Source organism: Terrisporobacter hibernicus (assembly GCF_020809405.1).
In the GTDB taxonomy this organism is placed as follows: Bacteria; Bacillota; Clostridia; order Peptostreptococcales; family Peptostreptococcaceae; genus Terrisporobacter; species Terrisporobacter petrolearius.
In genome coordinates, this window is record NZ_CP081135.1 from 1709164 (window position 1) to 1729380 (window position 20217).

Annotated in this window: 19 protein-coding genes and 1 other annotated feature; of the genes, 1 reads left to right on the forward strand and 18 read right to left on the reverse strand. The window is 29.3% G+C overall.

What is annotated here, in order from left to right; all coding sequences use genetic code 11:
• Positions 1-115: 115 nt before the first annotated feature.
• The 18 genes from JW646_RS08230 to purR form a co-directional block, all read right to left on the reverse strand.
• Positions 116-409, reverse strand: a complete 294-nt coding sequence (locus JW646_RS08230; RefSeq protein ID WP_139216799.1) for an FtsB family cell division protein — start codon at positions 407-409, stop codon at positions 116-118.
• Positions 406-882, reverse strand: coding sequence for a spore cortex biosynthesis protein YabQ (gene yabQ / locus JW646_RS08235; protein WP_074919697.1), 477 nt, complete (start codon positions 880-882; stop codon positions 406-408). The genes JW646_RS08230 and yabQ overlap by 4 nt, the downstream gene beginning before the upstream one ends.
• Positions 882-1136 carry a sporulation protein YabP gene (yabP, locus tag JW646_RS08240; protein WP_074919698.1) on the reverse strand — a complete coding sequence of 85 codons (255 nt, stop codon included), beginning with the start codon at positions 1134-1136 and terminating at the stop codon, positions 882-884. Before yabP ends, yabQ begins: the two co-directional genes overlap by 1 nt.
• 60 nt (positions 1137-1196) lie before the next feature.
• Positions 1197-1439, reverse strand: coding sequence for an RNA-binding S4 domain-containing protein (locus tag JW646_RS08245; RefSeq protein WP_018591953.1), 243 nt, complete (start codon positions 1437-1439; stop codon positions 1197-1199).
• Between the two features lie 71 nt (positions 1440-1510).
• Complete coding sequence (locus JW646_RS08250) at positions 1511-1795, reverse strand: HU family DNA-binding protein (RefSeq protein WP_018591954.1); 285 nt, start codon at positions 1793-1795, stop codon at positions 1511-1513.
• A gap of 80 nt (positions 1796-1875) precedes the next feature.
• Entirely contained in the window at positions 1876-3324 is a 1449-nt protein-coding gene (gene yabN, locus JW646_RS08255; RefSeq protein ID WP_074919700.1) for a bifunctional methyltransferase/pyrophosphohydrolase YabN, read from the reverse strand.
• Between the two features lie 69 nt (positions 3325-3393).
• Positions 3394-5007, reverse strand: a complete 1614-nt coding sequence (locus JW646_RS08260) for a putative polysaccharide biosynthesis protein (protein WP_228417250.1) — start codon at positions 5005-5007, stop codon at positions 3394-3396.
• A gap of 141 nt (positions 5008-5148) precedes the next feature.
• Entirely contained in the window at positions 5149-5688 is a 540-nt protein-coding gene (locus JW646_RS08265) for a stage V sporulation T C-terminal domain-containing protein (RefSeq protein WP_074919702.1), read from the reverse strand.
• 106 nt (positions 5689-5794) lie between these two features.
• Positions 5795-6787: a peptidylprolyl isomerase gene (locus tag JW646_RS08270; RefSeq protein WP_228417252.1), complete on the reverse strand. Its 993-nt coding sequence runs from the start codon at positions 6785-6787 to the stop codon at positions 5795-5797.
• Positions 6788-6803: 16 nt separating this feature from the next.
• Positions 6804-10196, reverse strand: coding sequence for a transcription-repair coupling factor (mfd, locus tag JW646_RS08275; RefSeq protein WP_228417254.1), 3393 nt, complete (start codon positions 10194-10196; stop codon positions 6804-6806).
• Positions 10197-10209: 13 nt separating this feature from the next.
• A complete protein-coding gene (pth, locus tag JW646_RS08280) occupies positions 10210-10773 on the reverse strand; it encodes an aminoacyl-tRNA hydrolase (protein ID WP_074919705.1) in 564 nt (187 codons plus the stop codon).
• Between the two features lie 12 nt (positions 10774-10785).
• Positions 10786-11400: a prepilin peptidase gene (locus tag JW646_RS08285; RefSeq protein WP_228417255.1), complete on the reverse strand. Its 615-nt coding sequence runs from the start codon at positions 11398-11400 to the stop codon at positions 10786-10788.
• 225 nt (positions 11401-11625) lie between these two features.
• Positions 11626-12687, reverse strand: a complete 1062-nt coding sequence (locus JW646_RS08290; protein ID WP_228417257.1) for a type IV pilus twitching motility protein PilT — start codon at positions 12685-12687, stop codon at positions 11626-11628.
• Positions 12688-12890: 203 nt separating this feature from the next.
• Positions 12891-13841 carry a ribose-phosphate diphosphokinase gene (locus JW646_RS08295; RefSeq protein WP_074919707.1) on the reverse strand — a complete coding sequence of 317 codons (951 nt, stop codon included), beginning with the start codon at positions 13839-13841 and terminating at the stop codon, positions 12891-12893.
• 60 nt (positions 13842-13901) lie between these two features.
• Complete coding sequence (gene glmU / locus JW646_RS08300) at positions 13902-15278, reverse strand: bifunctional UDP-N-acetylglucosamine diphosphorylase/glucosamine-1-phosphate N-acetyltransferase GlmU (RefSeq protein WP_228417259.1); 1377 nt, start codon at positions 15276-15278, stop codon at positions 13902-13904.
• A 212-nt stretch (positions 15279-15490) separates the two neighbouring features.
• Complete coding sequence (gene tyrS / locus JW646_RS08305) at positions 15491-16714, reverse strand: tyrosine--tRNA ligase (protein ID WP_228417382.1); 1224 nt, start codon at positions 16712-16714, stop codon at positions 15491-15493.
• An 82-nt stretch (positions 16715-16796) separates the two neighbouring features.
• Positions 16797-17044, reverse strand: a binding site (T-box leader).
• 250 nt (positions 17045-17294) lie between these two features.
• Positions 17295-17573, reverse strand: coding sequence for a septation regulator SpoVG (spoVG, locus tag JW646_RS08310; protein ID WP_018591966.1), 279 nt, complete (start codon positions 17571-17573; stop codon positions 17295-17297).
• 165 nt (positions 17574-17738) lie between these two features.
• Positions 17739-18617 carry a pur operon repressor gene (gene purR / locus JW646_RS08315; protein ID WP_074919709.1) on the reverse strand — a complete coding sequence of 293 codons (879 nt, stop codon included), beginning with the start codon at positions 18615-18617 and terminating at the stop codon, positions 17739-17741.
• 235 nt (positions 18618-18852) lie between these two features.
• Here purR and murC point away from each other — a divergent pair, with 235 nt between their 5' ends.
• Positions 18853-20211 carry a UDP-N-acetylmuramate--L-alanine ligase gene (gene murC / locus JW646_RS08320; protein WP_074919710.1) on the forward strand — a complete coding sequence of 453 codons (1359 nt, stop codon included), beginning with the start codon at positions 18853-18855 and terminating at the stop codon, positions 20209-20211.
• Positions 20212-20217: the final 6 nt, after the last annotated feature.

The following is a 20217-nucleotide window of genomic DNA, read 5'->3' on the forward strand; positions in this document are numbered from 1 at the left end:
GTCAAAATTCGCTTTGCTCATATGGCCAACAAGATGCCTTGGCTATCGCTTCGGGCAACTCTGTTGCTCAAATTTATAACTTATAATAATATATTATAAACGAAAAAGAGATAACTTAGTTATCTCTTTCGCTGGAATCCACATATATTATTTCATTTGATTTAACCATACCAAGCTGCTCTCTTGCCGCTGATTCTAAATCATTACTTTTACAAATTTTTTCTAACTTACTTATTTCCTCTTTAGTATCTTCTATCTGGTTGTTTATTTGTGCTATCTGGCCTTTATACTCATTTATTTTTCTAATCTGAAATATAAATCCAGTGATGATACTAAACACTAAAAAAAATACAAATAAACTTAGAATCATATACTGACCCATAAATCTTTTTAACATTTTTATCTTCATGCACCTACACCCTTTTTCTTTTTTCTTTTTCTATTAGTTGATAAAAGTATACTCGGTATATAACAAATAATATCAAAAATAAGGTGTATTGAATAGATAATAATGTAATACAAATTATTTAAAAAACCGACTATGTAATGTATAGTCTTTTTGAATAAGCTTGTTATAAAAGAAATTATTTTATTAAACATAGTAAAAATATATTTACTTATGGTGTTGTAATATAAAATAAAACCTAGAAATAAGGCTACAAAATGATAATATCTTAAGTCAAATCTTTCTAACAAATTGACAGTTGTAAAAATTACAATTGTTATTAGTATCCAAAATATAACATCAAAAACAAAAGATATTTTCTTTACTATTTTAAAATTTGCCCTTAATGCTCTATAAAAATCAAACAATAGACCTATTGCTATTCCACCATAAATAGTAAGGTAAAACACACCCATATCTTCTACAAAGAATTCCATTATTTAAATACCTTTTTCAAAAACTTTTCTTCAGGTTTTTTCTCTTTGGCATAATTTATAGAGTTTACAGTGCCTTCTACACTTATTATACTTTCTTCTAGATTTAGCTTATTCATATCCAAGCCTTCACCTTCTACAATAAGTCTTCCTGCTGAAGTTAAAAGCTCAACCCTTTTATCATTAAAAGAATATATATGATCTACTCCTGATATAACTAGACTAGATCTGTTTTTTAAACTTATATTATGTTCCATCATATCCCCCCAGTATATATAAATTACTCCTAATATAAATATACTGAGGTTGTGTAAATATTATTCTACTATCTCATACATTTCCTTTGCTTCAGCCTTAAGAACATGTTCTTTTATTTCAGTTATTTTAAACTTCATTACTTTTTCTCCAAAAGTAATTTCTAATATGTCACCTGTATTAACTTCTGAAGATGATTTTGCTTGTTTTCCATTTATAGTTACTATCCCTTTATCACAAGCTTCTTTTGCCACTGTTCTTCTCTTTATTATTCTGGATACTTTTAAAAATTTATCTAGTCTCATATGACCTCCTTAGTATGCAGAAAAAGTGTGGGAAGCCCACACTTTTATCTATTATAATCTCTATTATATTCTTATTTGTTTATAGCTTCTTTTAAAACTTTTCCAGCTTTGAATACTGGAGCTTTTGAAGCAGGTATTTCTATAACTTGTTGTGGGTCTCTTGGGTTTCTTCCTTGTCTAGCAGCTCTTTCTCTAGTTTCGAAAGTTCCAAATCCTACTAATTGTACTTTTTCTCCTCCAACTAATGCTTCTTCAACTGAAGCCATAAATGCATTTAATGCATCCTCTATTTGTTTTTTAGTTAATTCTAACTCACTTTTTTCTGCCATTTTTGATACTAATTCAGCTTTATTCATTATTTTTACCTCCTAAAATGTGTTAATATAAAACTCTTTTCTTGTAAGTTCTATATATTTATGAAATTTCCTTCTATTATTTATTGAAATTTAGCCTTTTCCCATAGTTTATCCATATCTTCTAATGTCATTTCTTCCAATGTCTTATTCATTGCTTTAGCATTATCCTCTATAAATTTAAATCTTTTTATAAATTTATTACTAGTTAAGTTTAATGCTTCTTCCGGATCAACTTGTAAAAATCTTGCTAAATTTACTATTGAAAATAATAAATCGCCTAACTCTTCCTTTATGTATTTTATATTCCTTGATTTACATTCGTCAAGTAGTTCTTTGTATTCTTCTTCAACTTTTTTACAAACATCACCAATATTATCCCAGTCAAATCCTACTAGGGCGGCTTTATATTGTATTTTTTCTGCTTTAGTTAGAGCCGGCAAAAATTGAGGAATCCTTTGTAAGCCCTCTGTTACACTAGTCTCACCTTTTTCCTTCTTTTTCAGTTCTTCCCATGTTTTATCAAATTTATTCATATCTATATCAACATTTTCAAAAACATGAGGATGTCTATGTATTAATTTGTTACAAATACTACTTGATACGTCTCCTAGGTTAAAGAATCCTTCTTCTTCTCCTATTTGACAATGGAATATAACTTGCAAAAGTACATCTCCCAATTCTTCAATTAGTTCATCAATATCATCGTTGTCAATAGCTTGTACCACTTCATAAGCTTCTTCTATTAAATATTTTTTTAAAGACTGATGAGTTTGCTTTGCATCCCATTCGCAACCTAATGGTCCTCTAAGCTTTTTCATTATATTTTGTAGATCATGAACTGTATTATATAACTTTTTATCGCTTTTGGGTATATACAAGCTTGTTAAATAACTAAAAAGTTCAGGCTTTCTATCAAGTTCAAACAGTTTTACATATGTTTTATTTTCTAAATCTTTTATTCCTGCACCATTTACTATGCAAATTTCTTGTTCATCATCATAATGTTCCATTAATTTTAATTTAACATTTGATGCAATAAAAGAATCATATATTTGCGTTATTATAGTATTTGTACTTATATCTATATAAGACTCTTCTAACTCAAAAGCATCTAATAGTTTAAATCCTTCTGCCGGGTCTACTCCTAGATAGTTGTACATGGCATCTACAAAGCTCATAGACGGTATTATATCTAGTTCTAGGTTATTTGCTATACATAAACCTTCTATAATGCCTACAGTCTTTTCTGCAACGCGAGGATGACCCGGAACTGCATAAACTAAGTCTTCAGTTTTGCCCTTTTCTACTATAAACTTTGCAATTTGTCCATATACCTCTTCAAAATTATCTTCTTTTTCATAAAAATAATCTAGAGCAGTATATTGAATTTGTTCTTCTAGCTGTTCTACTGTTGGATGTTTCTTAGTTCTTAAATAAACATTAGAACTAGAACTTAATGATTCTAATGCACCTTGGCTAATTAAGGAGTAATCTCCAGGTCCTAGTCCTACAATAGATATTTTTCCCATTTTATTATCTCCTATATATAAATGATAAGATTATACTTCAGTATAACCCTATCATTCATTTATATATTTCTATCTCATAAGTTTAAGTTTTCTTAAAATTGAGTAGATTTTTTCACCTTTTGGCATAGTTAAAATTTCTTCTTTCCTAATTCCACCTATTCCTAGTAAAACCAAGCCATAAACAACTCCACCAATAGCTATTGAAACTAAAGTTGATAATGAATTTCCTAAGAAGCCTACCATAAGTCCATATGATAATTTAACTACTACATACATTGTTATAACTGTTATCATCGGTTTTATAATAAACTCTTTTGGTGATAATCTTAACTTTAGATGTTTCTTTATATAAATAAACTCTATTATAGATGCTACTGCATATGCTGATAAAGTACCTACTCCAGAACCTATGATATTTATCGATGGTATCCCTGTTAATACATAGCTTAGTACTACTTTAAATACCATACCAATAGCCAACGCTATAACTGGCATCATAGGTTTTCCCATACCCTGTAGTATTCCATTTTGTGCATATATTAAACCTAAAAATACTGCACAAGGAGACACTACAAATAACATAGTCCCAAGAGTTGCTGGTTCTGCTGGATATAATAATTTCATTATTGGCCCTGCAAGAGCTGCAAATCCAAATGTAGCTGGTAAAGTAACTAACAAAATAGTTTTTAATCCTGTCTTAGCTTCTTTCCTTACTCTTTTCATTTGCTTTAATGCATAAGCCTCTGAGATAGATGGTACTAAACTCATTCCTATAGCTTGATCTATAACTACAAGTAAGTTTACAGTTGATATTGCCATTCCTGATAATTGGCCAAGTAGAGAGTTTGCTTGTTCTATATTAAATCCAGTTTCTGTAAGCCTTCTTACTACTATTACACTATCTACCATATTTACTAAAGGCATTACACATGCACCAATACTTATAGGTATGGCAACATATAATAATCTTTTTAATATAGTACCCGTACTTTCAAGCTTTATATGCTTACTTTGGGCTATTTCAGCTTTCCTAGATTTACTACCTTTTAAATATATGTAAATTAGAAATACAGCAGAAGCAAATCCACCTATTGCAGCTCCTAGCACTCCACCAGCAGCTCCCATTTGTTCTCCAAAGTTTTTCATAAGCATATAAGCCAATAATAATCCTAATACTACCCTGAAAAACTGTTCAATTATTTGAGAAACAGCTATTTTAGACATTTCTCTTCTTCCTTGGAAATATCCTCTATAAGAAGACATTAAAGGAACAAATAGTAAAGCAGGAGAAATAGCAATTAAAGCCGCGTATGATCCACTGTTTTTCAATAGTACTGTAGATATAAAATCTGCACCAAAGAAGAAAAATGAAAATGATATCAATCCAGTAATAAATAAAACTGTATATGATATTTTAAATGTTTTATTAGCTCCACCAAAATCTCCTACAGCTCTTTGTTCTGAAACTAGTTTTGCAAGTGCTGTTGGAAACCCTGCTGTAGCTAAGGTTAAGAACAAAGTATATACTGGATATACCGCTTGATAATATCCTAATCCCGTTGACCCTATTATGTTACCAAGAGGAATCCTAAAAAATGCACCCATTATCTTAACAATTATACCTGCCATTCCAAGTATAAGCGCACCTTTTAAAAACGATTCTTTCTGCGCGTTATTATTCATAACTTACCTCCATATCATTTATATAACAAACTTTAATATATCACATCTTTATAAGTATATTCAATAATTTAAGATTTTTTAATTATTTAGAAAACAAATTTTTTAAATACTAAAGGCCCTTATATTAAGGGCCTTTAGTATTTATTGTACCTGCTTTCCTAAAAAGCTAGTTGCAATTTTAAGAATTTTTTCTATATCTTCAGAAAAAACTTCATTGTCTTTTGTAACTACTGAAATTGAACCTATGCAGTCTCCTGAATCACTTATAATTGGCATAATAATTTGACCGCTATATGGAGTAGAATCATCTTTGTATAATGGTATCATTTTATTATCATTAGCATGCTTAACTACTCTATTTTCAATTAATTGTTCTAATTCATTACTTATACTTTTTTCTTTATAGTCCTTTTTAGGCAATTTAGATACAGCTATTATAGAATCTAAATCTGTTACTACAACACCTTGTCCTAGTATTTCTCCTAATGTTTCAGCATATTCTTGTGAGAATTCATTTAATTCTCCAATTGGAGAGTATTTTTTAAGGATTACTTCTCCGTCTTTAGCTGTAAATATTTCTAGAGGATCACCTTCTCTTATTCTAAGGGTTTTTCTAATCTCTTTAGGAATAACAACTCTTCCTAGGTCGTCTATTCTTCTAACTATTCCTGTCGCTCTCATTTATTAATTAATCCCTCCATTACTGTCTTTATATGTATATATTTTTACCATTGATAAGAAAAATATACAAAAAAAGCTATATCCTTAATTAGATATAGCTATTATATTAAAATTTAGCAGTTTTTACAACATCTTCTTTTTGTTCTATCTTAGAATCTTTTTTTAGTTTTTCAACATATTCAGTATATTTTTGACCCGCTAGTGTAGTCTTTATTTTATCTTTTACATCATTATAAGTTTCTTGTTTATCTACCCTACCTGTAACTTTTATTATATGATAACCATATTCAGTTTCTACTATATCTGATATTTCACCTTTTTTCATGTTAAAAGCAGCTTTTTCAAATTCAGATACCATTTGGCCTCTGCCAAAAGTACCTAACTCTCCTCCCTTAGATGCTGATGAATCCTGAGAGTATTTTTTAGCTACCTTTGCAAAATCTTCTCCTGATTTAACCTTTGCAAGGGCTTCTTCTGCTTTCTTCTTAGCTTCTTTCTTTTTCTCTGCTGATAATTCTTTTCCTTCACTGTCTTGAGTTTTTAGTAGTATATGAGAAGCTGTTACAGTGTCAGTATAAAAACTTTTTTTGTTATCCTCATAATATTTTTTCATTTCAGTTTCTGATATTTTTGTATCTTCTTCAAATTTCTTTTGCAAATTAGTATTAGCTAAATCTCTTGTGAATTGGAACTTAAGAAAATCTTCATTTATTCCCATTTTTTTAAGTTGTTCTTGGTACTCACTATTATTTTTTGTACTTTCATTGAAACTATTTATTTGATCTTGTACTTGCTTATCTGTAGGTATAACCTTATCTTTTTCTGCTTGTTGATAAATAACCTCAGAACCTATCATAGTTTGAAGCACCATTTCTTTTAATGTATCTGAATAAGTTTTTCCGTCTTCCATTTTTTTAGACCAAATATCACTTCCGTAATAAGATTCCATTGATGATTTATTTAAGTACAATAGTTTTTGGTAATTCTCTAAAGTTATATTTTGTCCATTTACTATGGCTACTGCTTTTTTATCCGCACTACAGCCTATTAATGATATTGTCATCATTATGCACAGGATAAAAGTAAATATTTTTTTCATAAAACACCTCTCCAAATCAATTATTTATTTTTAACATTTTTTCTAACAGTTCTTCTAATTCCTTAACTATTTTATATCCTATAGTTTCTTTAGTTTTGTATCTAGTTAAAGGACTTAAAATTATTTCATCCTTAACTTGTCTTACTTTTTCTATTTTAAGTTTTTTGCACATAGATTTTATATAAGCAATGTTTAATAATGTTTCTACAGGTTTAGGAATATCAGAAAATCTATCTTCCAGTTCATACTGAACTTCTGCTAAATCTTCTTTATTTTCTATACATGCAATTTTTTTATACATTTCTAATTTTATTAATTCATCATCAATATAATAATCTGGGATATATGCGTTAACACTTAAATCAATTTCAACTTCTACTTCTTCAACTATTAGTTCTCCCTTAACTTTTCTTATAGCATCATTTAACATTTTAACATATAGGTCATATCCTATAACTGCCATGTGACCATGTTGTTGAGATCCTAATATATTTCCTGCCCCTCTAATCTCCAGGTCTCTCATAGCTATTTTAAACCCTGATCCAAATTCTGTAAACTCTTTAATGGCTTTTAATCTTTTTTCTGCCACTTCACTTAAAACTTTATCTTTTTCATACATTAAATAAGCATAACCTTGTCTAGAACTTCTTCCAACCCTACCACGCAATTGATATAACTGTGCTAGGCCCATTTTATCTGCATCATAAATTATCATTGTATTAGCGTTAGAAATGTCCATACCTGTTTCAACTATTGTTGTACAAACTAAAACATCATACTCCTTATTTAGGAAATCAATTATAATATTTTCTAGTACTTTTGGAGTCATTCTACCATGTGCCACAGCAACCCTAGCATCTGGAACTAACTCTTGTACTTTTGCAGCTATCCTTTCAATCCCTTCAACTCTGTTATATACAAAGAATACTTGCCCACCTCTAGCTACTTCTCTTTCCACTTCATCTTGTATAATACTTTCCTTAGCCTCAGTAACATAAGTCATAACTGGATGTCTCTCTTGTGGTGGATCTTCTATAACACTCATATCTCTAATTCCACTAAGTGACATATGAAGAGTTCTTGGTATAGGTGTTGCTGATAAAGTTAATACATCTACAGTATTTTTTATCTTTTTTAAGGACTCCTTATGCTTAACACCAAATCTTTGCTCTTCATCTATAACTACTAATCCTAGTTTAGGTAGATTTATATCTTTTGAAACGATTCTATGAGTTCCTATTAATATATCAACTAAGCCTTTTTTTGCATCTTCTATAATTTGTTTTTGCTGTTTTGGTGTTTTAAATCTGCTTAAAACTTCTACTCTGATTGGATAATTCTCAAACCTTTCTTTGAAGGTATTGTAATGCTGCTGAGCAAGAATGGTAGTTGGAACTAATACAGCAACTTGTTTATTATCCATACAAGCCTTAAAAATAGCTCTAATCGCTACTTCCGTCTTTCCATACCCAACATCTCCACAAACTAATCTATCCATTACTTTTGATGATTCCATATCTTTTTTAGTTTCTTTTATGGCTTTTAATTGGTCTTCTGTTTCTTCATGAGGAAATAAATCTTCAAATTCTTTTTGCCAAAGGGTATCTTTTGAGAATTTAAATCCTTTGACTTTTTCTCTTTTTGCATAAAGCTCAATAAGGTCTTTTGTCATATCTTCTATTTCTCGTTTAACCTTAGCTTTTGCTCTAGTCCATTCACTTGTTCCTAATTTATTTAATTTGACTCTTTCTACATCTGCACCAATATATTTTTGTACCTTATCCATTTGATCTATGGGTACATAAAGATTATCTCCACCTTGGTAAATTATTTTTATATAGTCTTTTTTAATTCCATTTACTAAAACTTGTTCTATTCCAGTATATCTACCTATACCACTATTTTCATGAACAACATAGTCTCCTATATTCAAATCTAGGAAAGAGTCAATTTTTTTCCCATTTTTATTTTTATTTTTTTTCTTCTTTGTTGAAGTTCTTTTTTGAACTCCTATTATTTCATTGTCTGTAATAACTATAAATTTAATTGATTTATATTCAAAACCTCTACGTATATTTCCCGGGCAAATAATTATTTGGGAAGATTTAATTTCAATATCTCTGTTCTTAGATATTATTGTTTCCACATTCAACTCAATCAAGTCCTTACTTAGCTTCTTTGCTCTTTCTAAAGTACTTGTCACTAATACAACTTTATTTCCGTTATATTTTAATCTGTTTAAGTCTTCTGCCAAAAGTTCTAACTTGCCATTATATGGTGATATTTCCCTTGAGTCAAAATTAACAATTCTCTTTATGTTAAACTCATTTATTTGTCTTGTTAATAATGTATTTAATAGAATAGATCTATTTCCTATAAGGTAGTTTAGATCATTATAAGTATAAATTAACTTACCTTGGTTTTTTAGAGCTAGTCCTCTTTCCAAGTTTAATTTATAATTATCTTTAAACTCATTAAAGTAATTTTCACACTTTTCCTTAAGTCTTGTAATATCTTGCGTAAAAATTACTGCATCTTCATTTAAATAAGTAAAAATGCTTTTGTTTTCTTGAGGATAAATATAATCAATATAATTTTCTATCCCTTCAAAATAGGTTTTACTTGAGATTTTATCAATATTAGAAATAGCATCTTCATCTGTATTGTCATTAATTTCTTTTTTTAAACTTTTTACTATTTTATCCAATTCCGTAGGATATATAAACTCTCTTGAGGGAGTTATTACAACTTTTTTTATTTTTTCTATAGACATTTGTGAAAACACATCAAAAGTTCGTATAGAATCTACTTCATCGTCAAATAATTCCATACGAATAGGGTTAGTGTACTCTAGAGAAAAAATATCTATTATTCCACCTCTTATACTAAATTGACCAAATCCCTCAATTTTAGAAACTCTTTCATATCCTAAATTAACAAGGTTATTGGTTAATTTTTCTATATCTATAACATCTCCAACTTTATAAGTAATTATATTGTCTATTAATACTTTTTTTGGTATATATTTTCTTAAAATAGCTTCAGCAGAAGTTACTGTAATAACCTTTTCTCCTTTGGCTAATTTAAACAGTGTTTTTAATTTTTTTGCTTCTTCGCTTCTGTCCTTTGCATCTAAATGATAAAAGTAAATATCTTGACTTGATAAATATTCTACCTTTCCTTTCATATAGCCTTCTAAATCCTCATAAACTTTTTTTGCTTCTAAATCACTATTGGCGATAAAAAGGATTTGTTTTTTTAATTCTTTAAATATGGAATAAGCTATATGCGGCTTTTGCATAGGTAATAAACCATTAACTAAGGCTGCACCATCACTTTCCTCAATATAGCTTATAATTTCCTTATATTCATTTAAATTCTGCAAAGGATATAATAATACATCCTTCATAATAGCCTCCTAATTATTTTCCATTAAATTTATTCATTGATAAATCTATATCTTCTCTAATAATACAATCTATAGCTTTAATAGCTTTTTCTAGACCGTCCTTTAAATCTCCTTCTTCTTCCTTGCTAAATCTAGAAAGAACAAAACTTGCTAAATCTCTGCCTGGTTCTGGCTTAGAAACTCCAACTCTAACTCTTGGAAAATCTGTTGTTCCTAAACACTTAACAATAGATCTCATTCCATTATGAGTCCCACCGCTACCTTTTTTTCTTATTCTTATTTTACCTACATCTAAATCTATATCATCGTATATTACTACAATGTTACTAGTTTCTACTTTGTAAAAATTATATATCTCAGCTAAAGATTCTCCACTAAGATTCATATAAGTTACAGGCTTTACAAGAACAACCTTTTCAGTACCTACTCTTCCTTCTCCTATTAAAGCTTTATGCTTCATTTTAGTTACACTTATACCATATTCATCTGCTAAAATATCTATTACATTAAATCCTATATTATGTCTTGTATTCTCATATTGTTTACCTGGATTTCCCAGACCTACTATTATAAACATTTTTATCCTCCTTTATAGATTTCTACTTAAAATGTCAAAATATAAATTAATTATATCTTTTTGTGTTAATATTATTAAAATTGTTGCTAAAGATATAAATGGTGTAAAAGGAATTGATGATTTTATAGATTTTTTCTTTCTTAAAAGTATATACCCTCCATAAATACTAGCTAACATAAACGATAAAAATATCATATATAAGCTATATTCTTGCCCAAGTACAAAAGCACAAAGCCCATAGAAACCTATATCACCGTCTCCCAGTGATTTTGTTGCTTTTGCCAAAATATAGGATAGGACCATACCTATAAATAATCCTTTTATATTACTCATTGAACCTCTAATTAGCTGCTTGTCCAATAAAAAAATAACACTCTGCATAATTATACCACTAAGTATTGTTATATCATATACATAAGTTGTTCTCAAATCAATTATTGAAACCATTGTTAAGAAAGGAATTAATGCCATATAACTTATGCTTTGTATGCTTAGCTCATACTTAGTATATATTAAAATAGGTATTATCATGTTTGGTAAAAATATTAATATTTTGTTCGTTAGATTTTTATCCATATAGTTATCTAATCCATAGACTATTCTTTCTGAAATATAGGATAAAATCATAAAAATTATTACTATTGTTAAATATATCATTATTTTATTTTTTAAATAAATAATAGTATGGTTTAATTTCCCCAATATTCATAAATATTAAATACTACTTCTTTTAATATTTTTCCTTTTATTCTAGGAGTATTTAATATTATAGTTTTTTTATACTTAAATTTAAATACCAATTAACCAAAATTACGTAGTCTTGTAAGCGCTTAGAAAGTATGTCTAAAGTGTTTAGTATCTATCTCCAACTAGTCTACAGGTATATTCGTAGTCTGTACATCTACTAAGCACACTATGACTTGATATCTTTCCTTTCATATATAAATTAACTAATTCTTGATCCATAGTTTGCATTCCATATTTGCTTCCTGTCTGTATAATATTTTGAATTTGATAAGTTTTATTTTCTCTTATTAAATTTCTTATAGCTGGATTTGACACCATAACCTCCATAGCTACCACTCTATTTTTTCCATCAATAGTCTGCAATAACTGCTGAGAAATAATCCCTTCACATACTGTGGATAATTGGGTTCTAACCTGCTGCTGTTGCTCTGATGGAAACATATCTACTATTCTATCTATTGTTTTAGCTGCCCCAATAGTATGAAGAGTAGAAAACACTAAGTGACCTGTTTCTGCTGCTGTTAGTGCTATAGAAATAGTTTCTAAATCTCTCATTTCTCCTACAAGAATAACATCTGGATCTTGACGAAGTATTGCCTTTAGAGCAGAGTTAAAACTTTCAGTATCTTGTCCTATTTCTCTTTGATTTACTAAGCTTTTCTTATGTTGGTGAACATATTCTATTGGATCTTCTAAAGTTATAATATGCCTTTGTTGATTTTTATTTATTATGTCTATGAGACTTGCAAGTGTCGTACTTTTACCACTTCCTGTTGGTCCTGTAACTAATACTAGCCCTTTATGCTTTTCTGTAAAAGTTTTAAGTATATCAGGTAATCCTAGGTCCTCGAAAGAAGGAATTTGAGAAGTAATAGCTCTTATTGCAATAGCATAACTTCCTTTTTGTTTATAAGCATTTACCCTAAATCTTTCTCCACTTTCTATAGCCACAGAAAAATCACATTCACCATATTTTTCAATTTTATTAAAGTTTTTATCTCCAGAAATTTCTCTTGCCATCTTTTCTGTATCATGCTTTGTTAGTATATTTTCTGTTACTTTTGTAAATGTTCCTTTTACTCTAGCAACTGGCATACTGCCTACTGTAATATGTATATCTGATGCCTCAAGCTCTATTGCTATTTTTAATATATCAAATATATTCATAGTCTACTCCTTGTAATTATTTAAATCACCATGTTAATTCCTCCAAATTCTATAAATTAAATCGTATATTTAAATTCATTACCAGAACTATGTAATTTAATACTCAATTTCAATCTTTTAATTTAGCACTTTCAAATTGTAAATTTAACTAAAAAAAGAGATATTAATCTATAGACTAATATCTCCTACATATAAATTACTAATTAGAATAAAACACTTACAGATTCATTAGAGAATATTTTCTTAATAGCTTCTCCAAACATTTCTGCTACTGTTAATACTTTTATTTTATCATTTTCTTTTTCTTTAGGAAGTTTTATAGTATCAAGAACTATTAACTCACTAATTGCAGAGTCTTCTATTCTTTCTATAGCTGGTCCAGATAATACTGCGTGTGTACAACCAGCATATATATTTTTAGCTCCGAATTCTTTAAGCGCATTAGCTGCATTTGTTATAGTTCCAGCTGTATCTATCATGTCGTCTAGCATAATAACATTTTTGCCTTTTACATCTCCTATAAGGTTCATTACTTCACAAACATTAGCTTTAGGTCTTCTTTTGTCTATTATAGCTATTGGAACTTCTCCCTCTAACTGATTAGCAAATTTTCTAGATCTAGTAACACTTCCTAAATCTGGTGAAACTACAACTAAATCTTCTATATTTTTCTCATTAAAGTAGCTAGCTAATAAGCTTCCTCCTAATAAATGGTCTAGTGGGATATCGAAGTATCCTTGTATTTGAGAAGCATGTAAGTCCATAGTTAAAACTCTATCTGCTCCTGCTGCTGTTATTAAGTTTGCCACTAATTTAGCTGTGATTGGATCTCTTGCCTTAGCTTTTCTGTCTTGTCTTGCATATCCGTAGTATGGTATAACTGCTGTTACTCTTCCTGCAGATGCTCTTCTTAGTGCATCTATCATTATTAATAATTCCATTAAGTTGTTGTTAACTGGGTTGTTAGTAGATTGAACTACGAATACATCGCAACCTCTAACTGTTTCATTAATGTTTACGCTTATTTCTCCATCGCTAAATGTTGTTACTTGGCAATCAGCAACCTTTACTCCTATATATTCTGCGATTTTTTCAGCTAACTCCTTATTCGAATTACCTGCAATAATTTTAATCTCGCTTCCGCTAGTATTCATTACTTATCCTCCTGAAAATTATATAAATATTATTAGGTGTTTTCCTAAAATAATAATTAGCTATTTATTCTCATCTCTTTTTTCTTTTTGGACTACCCAACCTTCTTTTATAACCTGTCTTTGTCTAGCAATAGCTAAAGCTCCTTCAGGTACATCATCAGTTATAGTAGACCCTGTTGCTATATATCCTTTTTCTTCAACTGTAACTGGTGCAACTAGGTTCGAGTTAGAACCTATAAACGCTCCATCTTTTACTATTGATTTAAATTTATTTTTTCCATCGTAATTTACAAATACTACCCCACATCCTATGTTAACATCTTTACCTACATGGGCATCTCCTATGTATGACAGATGTGATGCTTTTGAATTATCTTCTATTGTTGCATTTTTAACTTCTACAAAGTCACCTATTTTAACATGGTTTCCTATGTTACTTTTTGGTCTTAAATATGCATAAGGACCCACTGTAGTATTTTCTCCTACAGTAGAATCTATTATTGTAGAGTTTTTAACTTCTGTGTTATCTCCTATAGTTGAGTTTGTTATAGAAGTATTCATTCCTATAATACACTCATTACCTATCTTAGTTTTACCATGAATCATAGCTCCTGGATATACTATTGTGTCTTGTCCTATTTCCACATCTGTTTCTATATAAGTAGATGCTGGATCTATTATAGTAACTCCATTTAATAAGTGGAATTCATTTATTCTTTTTCTCATAAGAGTTTCTGCTTTAGATAATTCTAATCTAGAATTTACACCCATTAATTCCTCAATTGTAGAACCGTTGAATGCTCCAACCTTAAACCCTTTATCTCTTAATATTTTTATTGTGTCAGTTAAGTAATACTCTCCTTGAGCATTATTGTTATCAAGTAAGTCTAGTGATTCTCTTAGCATCTTACCTTTAAAACAGTAAATCCCAGAGTTAATTTCATTTACTGCTAATTCCTCAGCATTTCCATCTTTTTGCTCAACAATTTTTAGTAAATCACCATTTTCATCTCTTATTACTCTTCCATATCCAGCTGGGTTATCAACTTTTGTAGTTAAAACTGTAGCTGTATATTCATTTTCTATATGGTAATCAAATAATTTTTTTAGGGTTTCTTCTTTTATAAGAGGTGTGTCTCCACATAAAATAACTATTGTGTCTTCATCATTTATGTATTCTTTTGCCATTTTAACAGCATGACCTGTTCCTAGTTGCTCTGTTTGCATTGCAATCATAGTATCTTCTGGCAATATATTTTTTACGACTTCTGATTCATGACCTAATATTGCTACTACGTCTTTAACGCCAGATTTTTTTGATACATCTATAATATGGTTAACCATTTCTTTTCCGCACACTTTATGAACAACCTTTGGATATTTTGACTTCATTCTTGTACCTTTTCCAGCAGCAAGAATTATGGCTTTAAAGTTCATATTTTCACTCCATTTCAATAAGGTTTTTTATAATTGTTACTATTATGGTGTATTATTTGTTGAATAGTATATAATTCAATCGTATTATTGTCATTTATAATATAGCATTTTTTTTATAAAATTACTAGGTTTTTGTATTTCTTTGCATTATCTTAGTATGCACAAAAATAGCAGCAACTATAATTTGGTAGCTACTGCTATTTATTATTTAATTATTTTATAACTACTCTTTGGAATTTTTTCTTTCCACGTTTTATAACCATACCATCACCAGTTAAATCATCTTTTGTAAACGTAACTTTGAAGTCATCAACTTTTTCACCATCTACAGTTACTCCTCCTTGTTCCACATTACGTCTACCTTCTGATCTAGTTGGAGCTAATCCACTTTTAACTAATAATGATATTATATCTATTTGACCATCAGTTAAATCAGTATCAGTTAATTCTGTTGTAGGCATGTTATCATGTGCTGCTCCTGAGAATAAAGCTCTTGCACTTTCTTGTGATTTTGTAGCTTCTTCTTCACCATGGATTAACTTAGTTAATTCAAATGCTAAAACTTCTTTGGCTTGATTTATTTTATTATCTTCCCATTTTTCCATAGCTTCTATTTCTTCTAATGGTAAGAATGTTAACATACGCATACATTTGAATACATCAGCATCTCCAACATTTCTCCAGTATTGGTAGAATTCAAATGGAGAAGTTTTGTTTGGATCTAGCCATACTGCACCATTAGCTGTTTTACCCATTTTATTTCCTTCTGAGTTAAGAAGTAAAGTTATAGTTAATGCATAAGCATTTTCTCCTAATTTACGTCTTATTAGTTCTGTACCAGCAAGCATATTACTCCATTGGTCATTTCCACCTAATTGCATTTGACATCCGTATTTTTCGTATAAATGATAGAAGTCAAAAGCTTGCATTATCATGTAGTTAAATTCTAAGAAACTAAGTCCTCTTTCCATTCTACTTTTGTAACATTCAAAGCTAAGCATTCTATTAACACTAAAGTGAGTTCCAACTTCTCTTAATAATTCTACATAATTCAAATCTAACAACCAATCCGCATTGTTAACTAATAAAGCTTCATCTTCACCAAATTCTATAAATTTACTCATTTGTTTTTTGAAGCATTCACAGTTGTAATTTATTTGCTCTGGAGTCATCATTTTTCTCATATCTGTTCTTCCAGATGGATCCCCTACCATTGTAGTTCCTCCACCAACAAGTGCTATTGGTTTATTTCCTGCCATCTGTAGTCTTTTCATTAAACATAGGGCCATAAAATGTCCTACATGTAAACTATCTGCAGTTGCATCAAATCCTATATAAAATACTGCTTTACCTGCATTTATAAGTTCTTTTAATTCTTCTTCATCTGTTACTTGAGCAACCAATCCTCTAGCAACTAATTCATCGTAAGTCGTCATTGACATAGTGTTCCTCTCCTTTATAATTATATTTTAAAAATCAATTTTATAATTTGTTATAATAAAAAAAGCCCTCGTCCTTAAAAAGGACGAGAGCATATCTCGCGTTACCACCTTCATTTATAAACAGTTCACACCGTTTACCTCAGCTAGTATCTAAATAAATACTATGACACTATAACGTGTGTCAAATTCGTCACAGCCTACTCAACATTTTTCGGTGTGAAGCTCAAAGATGTATTCATAATTAATTGTATATGCACCTCTCATCAACCGGTAACTTTCTGTTTATCTTTATTAATTATTACTTGTTCTTATCATTGCCTTTATATAAAACTAATTTTTATATTATATCTTATGATATAATCATAATTTTATTTCATGTTTTTGTCAACATTTCTTCAAATCTAATAATATTTTTTATTTTGTAACATTTTTATTTAGATATTTTTATTATTAGCAATAAAATAAAAATAATACATTATTATCTTAATAGTCGTATATTTTATATTAAAAAAGAGCCGATTAAGTCGACTCGTTTATTTATTGCAAATTTTTAAAATATTCCCACTTTATTTAATTATTCTGCAGCAACTTCTAATTGAGCTAATGCTTCTTCATATGCTTTTAAAACTGCATCCTCTAAAACTTGTCTCATTTCTGCATTTATTGGATGAGCGATATCTCTAAAGTTACCTTCTCCAACTTTTCTACTTGGCATAGCTATGAATAGCCCATTTTGACCTTCGATAACCTTTATGTCGTGCACTACGAATAAATTATCAAAAGTTATTGAAACTATACATTTCATTTTCCCCTCATCAGTAATTTTTCTTACTCTTACGTCAGTTATGTTCATACCTCAATATCCCCCTTTGTGATTTTGACAAAATACAATTTACCCAATATAATTATAAACTGTTTGGTAAATAATTCTATACTTTTTAACAAATTCCTTTAATTTTTCGGAGTTTTTTTTATTTTTTATCCATAAAAATAATTATACAGTTGGAATTAGTTTGAATTATTCATCAATTTCATCATCAGCCACATTATCTAAAGTAGTATCCACAACGTCTTCAGTTCTATATTCATCTTTAAATGTTTTTAAATTCGGTTTAACAACTATTTCGTTTTCTCTTGTATCTATTTCTATTAAAGATATATAATCTTCAACTAATTTATTTTCTGGTATTGATGTTGTTATGAATACTCCTGTTCCTATTACTTCTGCACCGAATTCTTGCATAAGTTGAGTCATACCTTTTATTGTTCCTCCACCTCTCATAAAATCATCTATAAGAATAACTTTACTTCCTGGCTTGATAGCTTTTCTTGGTAAACTCATACTTTCTACTTTTGAATTGTATCCTGTAACATAAGTCATGCTTAATGTTGGTCCTTCAGAAACCTTTATGTCTTTTCTTATTATAACCAATGGTAAATTCATAGCTTTTGCAGTCATAAGAGCCATAGGTATCCCCTTTGTTTCCATAGTAACTACATAATCTGCTTCAGAGTAATCTATGTTTGAAGCAAATATTTTTCCTATTTTAGCTACAACTGTTGGATCATATATTAAATCTATTAAATATAGAAATCTTCCTGATAAAATTCTATCTTGGGAACTTATTTTTTCACATAATTCCATTAGGAAGTTTTGATTTTCTTGTATTGATGTTTTAGGTATGTATTTTACTCCACCAGCCGCTCCAGAAATTGTTATAACTTTACCTAATTGTAATTTTTCGAATACATTTTTTACAACTAATAAATCTTCACTAATTGTAGACTTGGCAGCATTAAATGTTTCTGTGAAATAGCTTAATGTATAAATTTTATTTGGGTTGTCAGATAATATCTTGACTATAGCACCAATTCTTTCCGTTCTCTTAAACTTCATTGTTTCAGTAACCTCCTACAATTACAACATTTATGGTATAAAGTAAATAATGCATAAGATTTTATTATATGATATAATATTAGTTATGTTTCATATATTACAAAAAAATAAATAAACTATAATATATGAATTAGTATATGCATATGATACTTAAAATATTGAACATTATTTAATTATACCACAAAAATTGTTCTTATTCATAGAAATAAATTAAATGAAAGGTGGTTTTATTATTATGAAGATACACTTCATCGGCATAGGCGGAATAAGTATGAGTGCTTTAGCTGAAATCTGCCTTAATAAGGGCTACGAAGTTTCAGGCTCAGACATGAGCAAATCTTCAATGACAGATAAACTTCAAGCACAAGGTGCAAAAATTTATATTGGCCAAAAAAAAGAAAACATTGCTAATGGATTAGATATGGTAGTTTACACTGCTGCTATACACACAGACAATGAAGAGCTTATGGCTGCAAAAGACAAAAATATACTGACAATAAATAGAGCTGCATTTTTAGGTCAAATAATGAGAGAGTATAAAAACTCAATAGCAGTTTCAGGTACTCATGGAAAAACTACTACTACCTCTATGTTATCAACTATATTTGGTTCAACTAACTTAGATCCAACAATATTAGTTGGTGGTAACTTAAAATCAATTGGTGGTAATGTAAAAATAGGTAACTCTCAAAACTTCATAACAGAAGCTTGCGAGTATACTGATAGTTTTTTGAACTTTAATCCTAAAATAGCAATTGTTTTAAATATAGAGGAAGATCATCTTGACTATTTTTCTGGAATAGAAGAAATTAAAGCTTCATTTAACAAATTCGGAAAGTTATTACCTAAAGATGGTCACTTTGTAATAAATGGTGATAGCCCTAATACAGATGGAATATTACATGATGTTAAGGCTAATATAATCAAGTATGGTAAGGAAGCTTTCAATGATGTTATTATTAAAAATATTCATTTTAATGATAACGGGTTTGGATCATTTGATTTAACTTACTTTGGAAAAGATTTAGGAACATTCCAACTATCAGTTCCTGGTGTACACAACATTTACAATGCTACTTCTGCAATAATAGTTTCTTTAGTATCTGGAATAAGCGTAGAAGATGTGAAGAATAGCATAATCAAGTACACAGGTGTTGGAAGAAGATTTGAGATTAAAGGTACTTATAGCGATGCCTTAATCGTTGATGATTACGCTCATCATCCAACAGAATTAAAAGCAACTTTAGCTGCTGCTAAAAAACTAAAAAAATCTACTTTATGGTGTGTATTCCAACCTCATACTTATAGTAGAACAAAATCTCTTTTCAATGAATTTGGAGAAGCATTCTACTCTGCAGACAAAGTTATAATAACTGACATATATGCTGCTAGAGAAGATGATCCAGGAGATATTCATTCTAAAGACTTGGTTGAAAAACTATATCACAACAATGTGGATGCTATATATATCAGCAAATTCGAAGATATTGTTGATTACCTAAAAGCTAATATGAAACCTAACGATTTACTAATAACTGCTGGTGCAGGCCCTGTTTACCGTATAGGTGAATTATTACTTGAAGAAAATAAGTAATAATAA

What these genes read in the sequence shown, in the direction of transcription:
- yabN (WP_074919700.1), bottom strand. Translation starts at nt 3,324, where the DNA reads ATGGGAAAAATATCTATTGTAGGACTAGGACCTGGAGATTACTCCTTA.
- JW646_RS08290 (WP_228417257.1), bottom strand. Translation starts at nt 12,687, where the DNA reads ATGAATATATTTGATATATTAAAAATAGCAATAGAGCTTGAGGCATCA.
- mfd (WP_228417254.1), bottom strand. Translation starts at nt 10,196, where the DNA reads ATGAAGGATGTATTATTATATCCTTTGCAGAATTTAAATGAATATAAG.
- tyrS (WP_228417382.1), bottom strand. Translation starts at nt 16,714, where the DNA reads ATGACGACTTACGATGAATTAGTTGCTAGAGGATTGGTTGCTCAAGTA.
- spoVG (WP_018591966.1), bottom strand. Translation starts at nt 17,573, where the DNA reads ATGAACATAACTGACGTAAGAGTAAGAAAAATTACTGATGAGGGGAAA.
- JW646_RS08250 (WP_018591954.1), bottom strand. Translation starts at nt 1,795, where the DNA reads ATGAATAAAGCTGAATTAGTATCAAAAATGGCAGAAAAAAGTGAGTTA.
- JW646_RS08260 (WP_228417250.1), bottom strand. Translation starts at nt 5,007, where the DNA reads ATGAATAATAACGCGCAGAAAGAATCGTTTTTAAAAGGTGCGCTTATA.
- glmU (WP_228417259.1), bottom strand. Translation starts at nt 15,278, where the DNA reads ATGAACTTTAAAGCCATAATTCTTGCTGCTGGAAAAGGTACAAGAATG.
- JW646_RS08285 (WP_228417255.1), bottom strand. Translation starts at nt 11,400, where the DNA reads ATGATTTTATCCTATATTTCAGAAAGAATAGTCTATGGATTAGATAAC.
- yabP (WP_074919698.1), bottom strand. Translation starts at nt 1,136, where the DNA reads ATGGAACATAATATAAGTTTAAAAAACAGATCTAGTCTAGTTATATCA.
- JW646_RS08265 (WP_074919702.1), bottom strand. Translation starts at nt 5,688, where the DNA reads ATGAGAGCGACAGGAATAGTTAGAAGAATAGACGACCTAGGAAGAGTT.
- JW646_RS08295 (WP_074919707.1), bottom strand. Translation starts at nt 13,841, where the DNA reads ATGAATACTAGCGGAAGCGAGATTAAAATTATTGCAGGTAATTCGAAT.
- purR (WP_074919709.1), bottom strand. Translation starts at nt 18,617, where the DNA reads ATGAAGTTTAAGAGAACGGAAAGAATTGGTGCTATAGTCAAGATATTA.
- JW646_RS08245 (WP_018591953.1), bottom strand. Translation starts at nt 1,439, where the DNA reads ATGAGACTAGATAAATTTTTAAAAGTATCCAGAATAATAAAGAGAAGA.
- JW646_RS08270 (WP_228417252.1), bottom strand. Translation starts at nt 6,787, where the DNA reads ATGAAAAAAATATTTACTTTTATCCTGTGCATAATGATGACAATATCA.
- yabQ (WP_074919697.1), bottom strand. Translation starts at nt 882, where the DNA reads ATGGAATTCTTTGTAGAAGATATGGGTGTGTTTTACCTTACTATTTAT.
- JW646_RS08230 (WP_139216799.1), bottom strand. Translation starts at nt 409, where the DNA reads ATGAAGATAAAAATGTTAAAAAGATTTATGGGTCAGTATATGATTCTA.
- murC (WP_074919710.1), top strand. Translation starts at nt 18,853, where the DNA reads ATGAAGATACACTTCATCGGCATAGGCGGAATAAGTATGAGTGCTTTA.
- pth (WP_074919705.1), bottom strand. Translation starts at nt 10,773, where the DNA reads ATGTTTATAATAGTAGGTCTGGGAAATCCAGGTAAACAATATGAGAAT.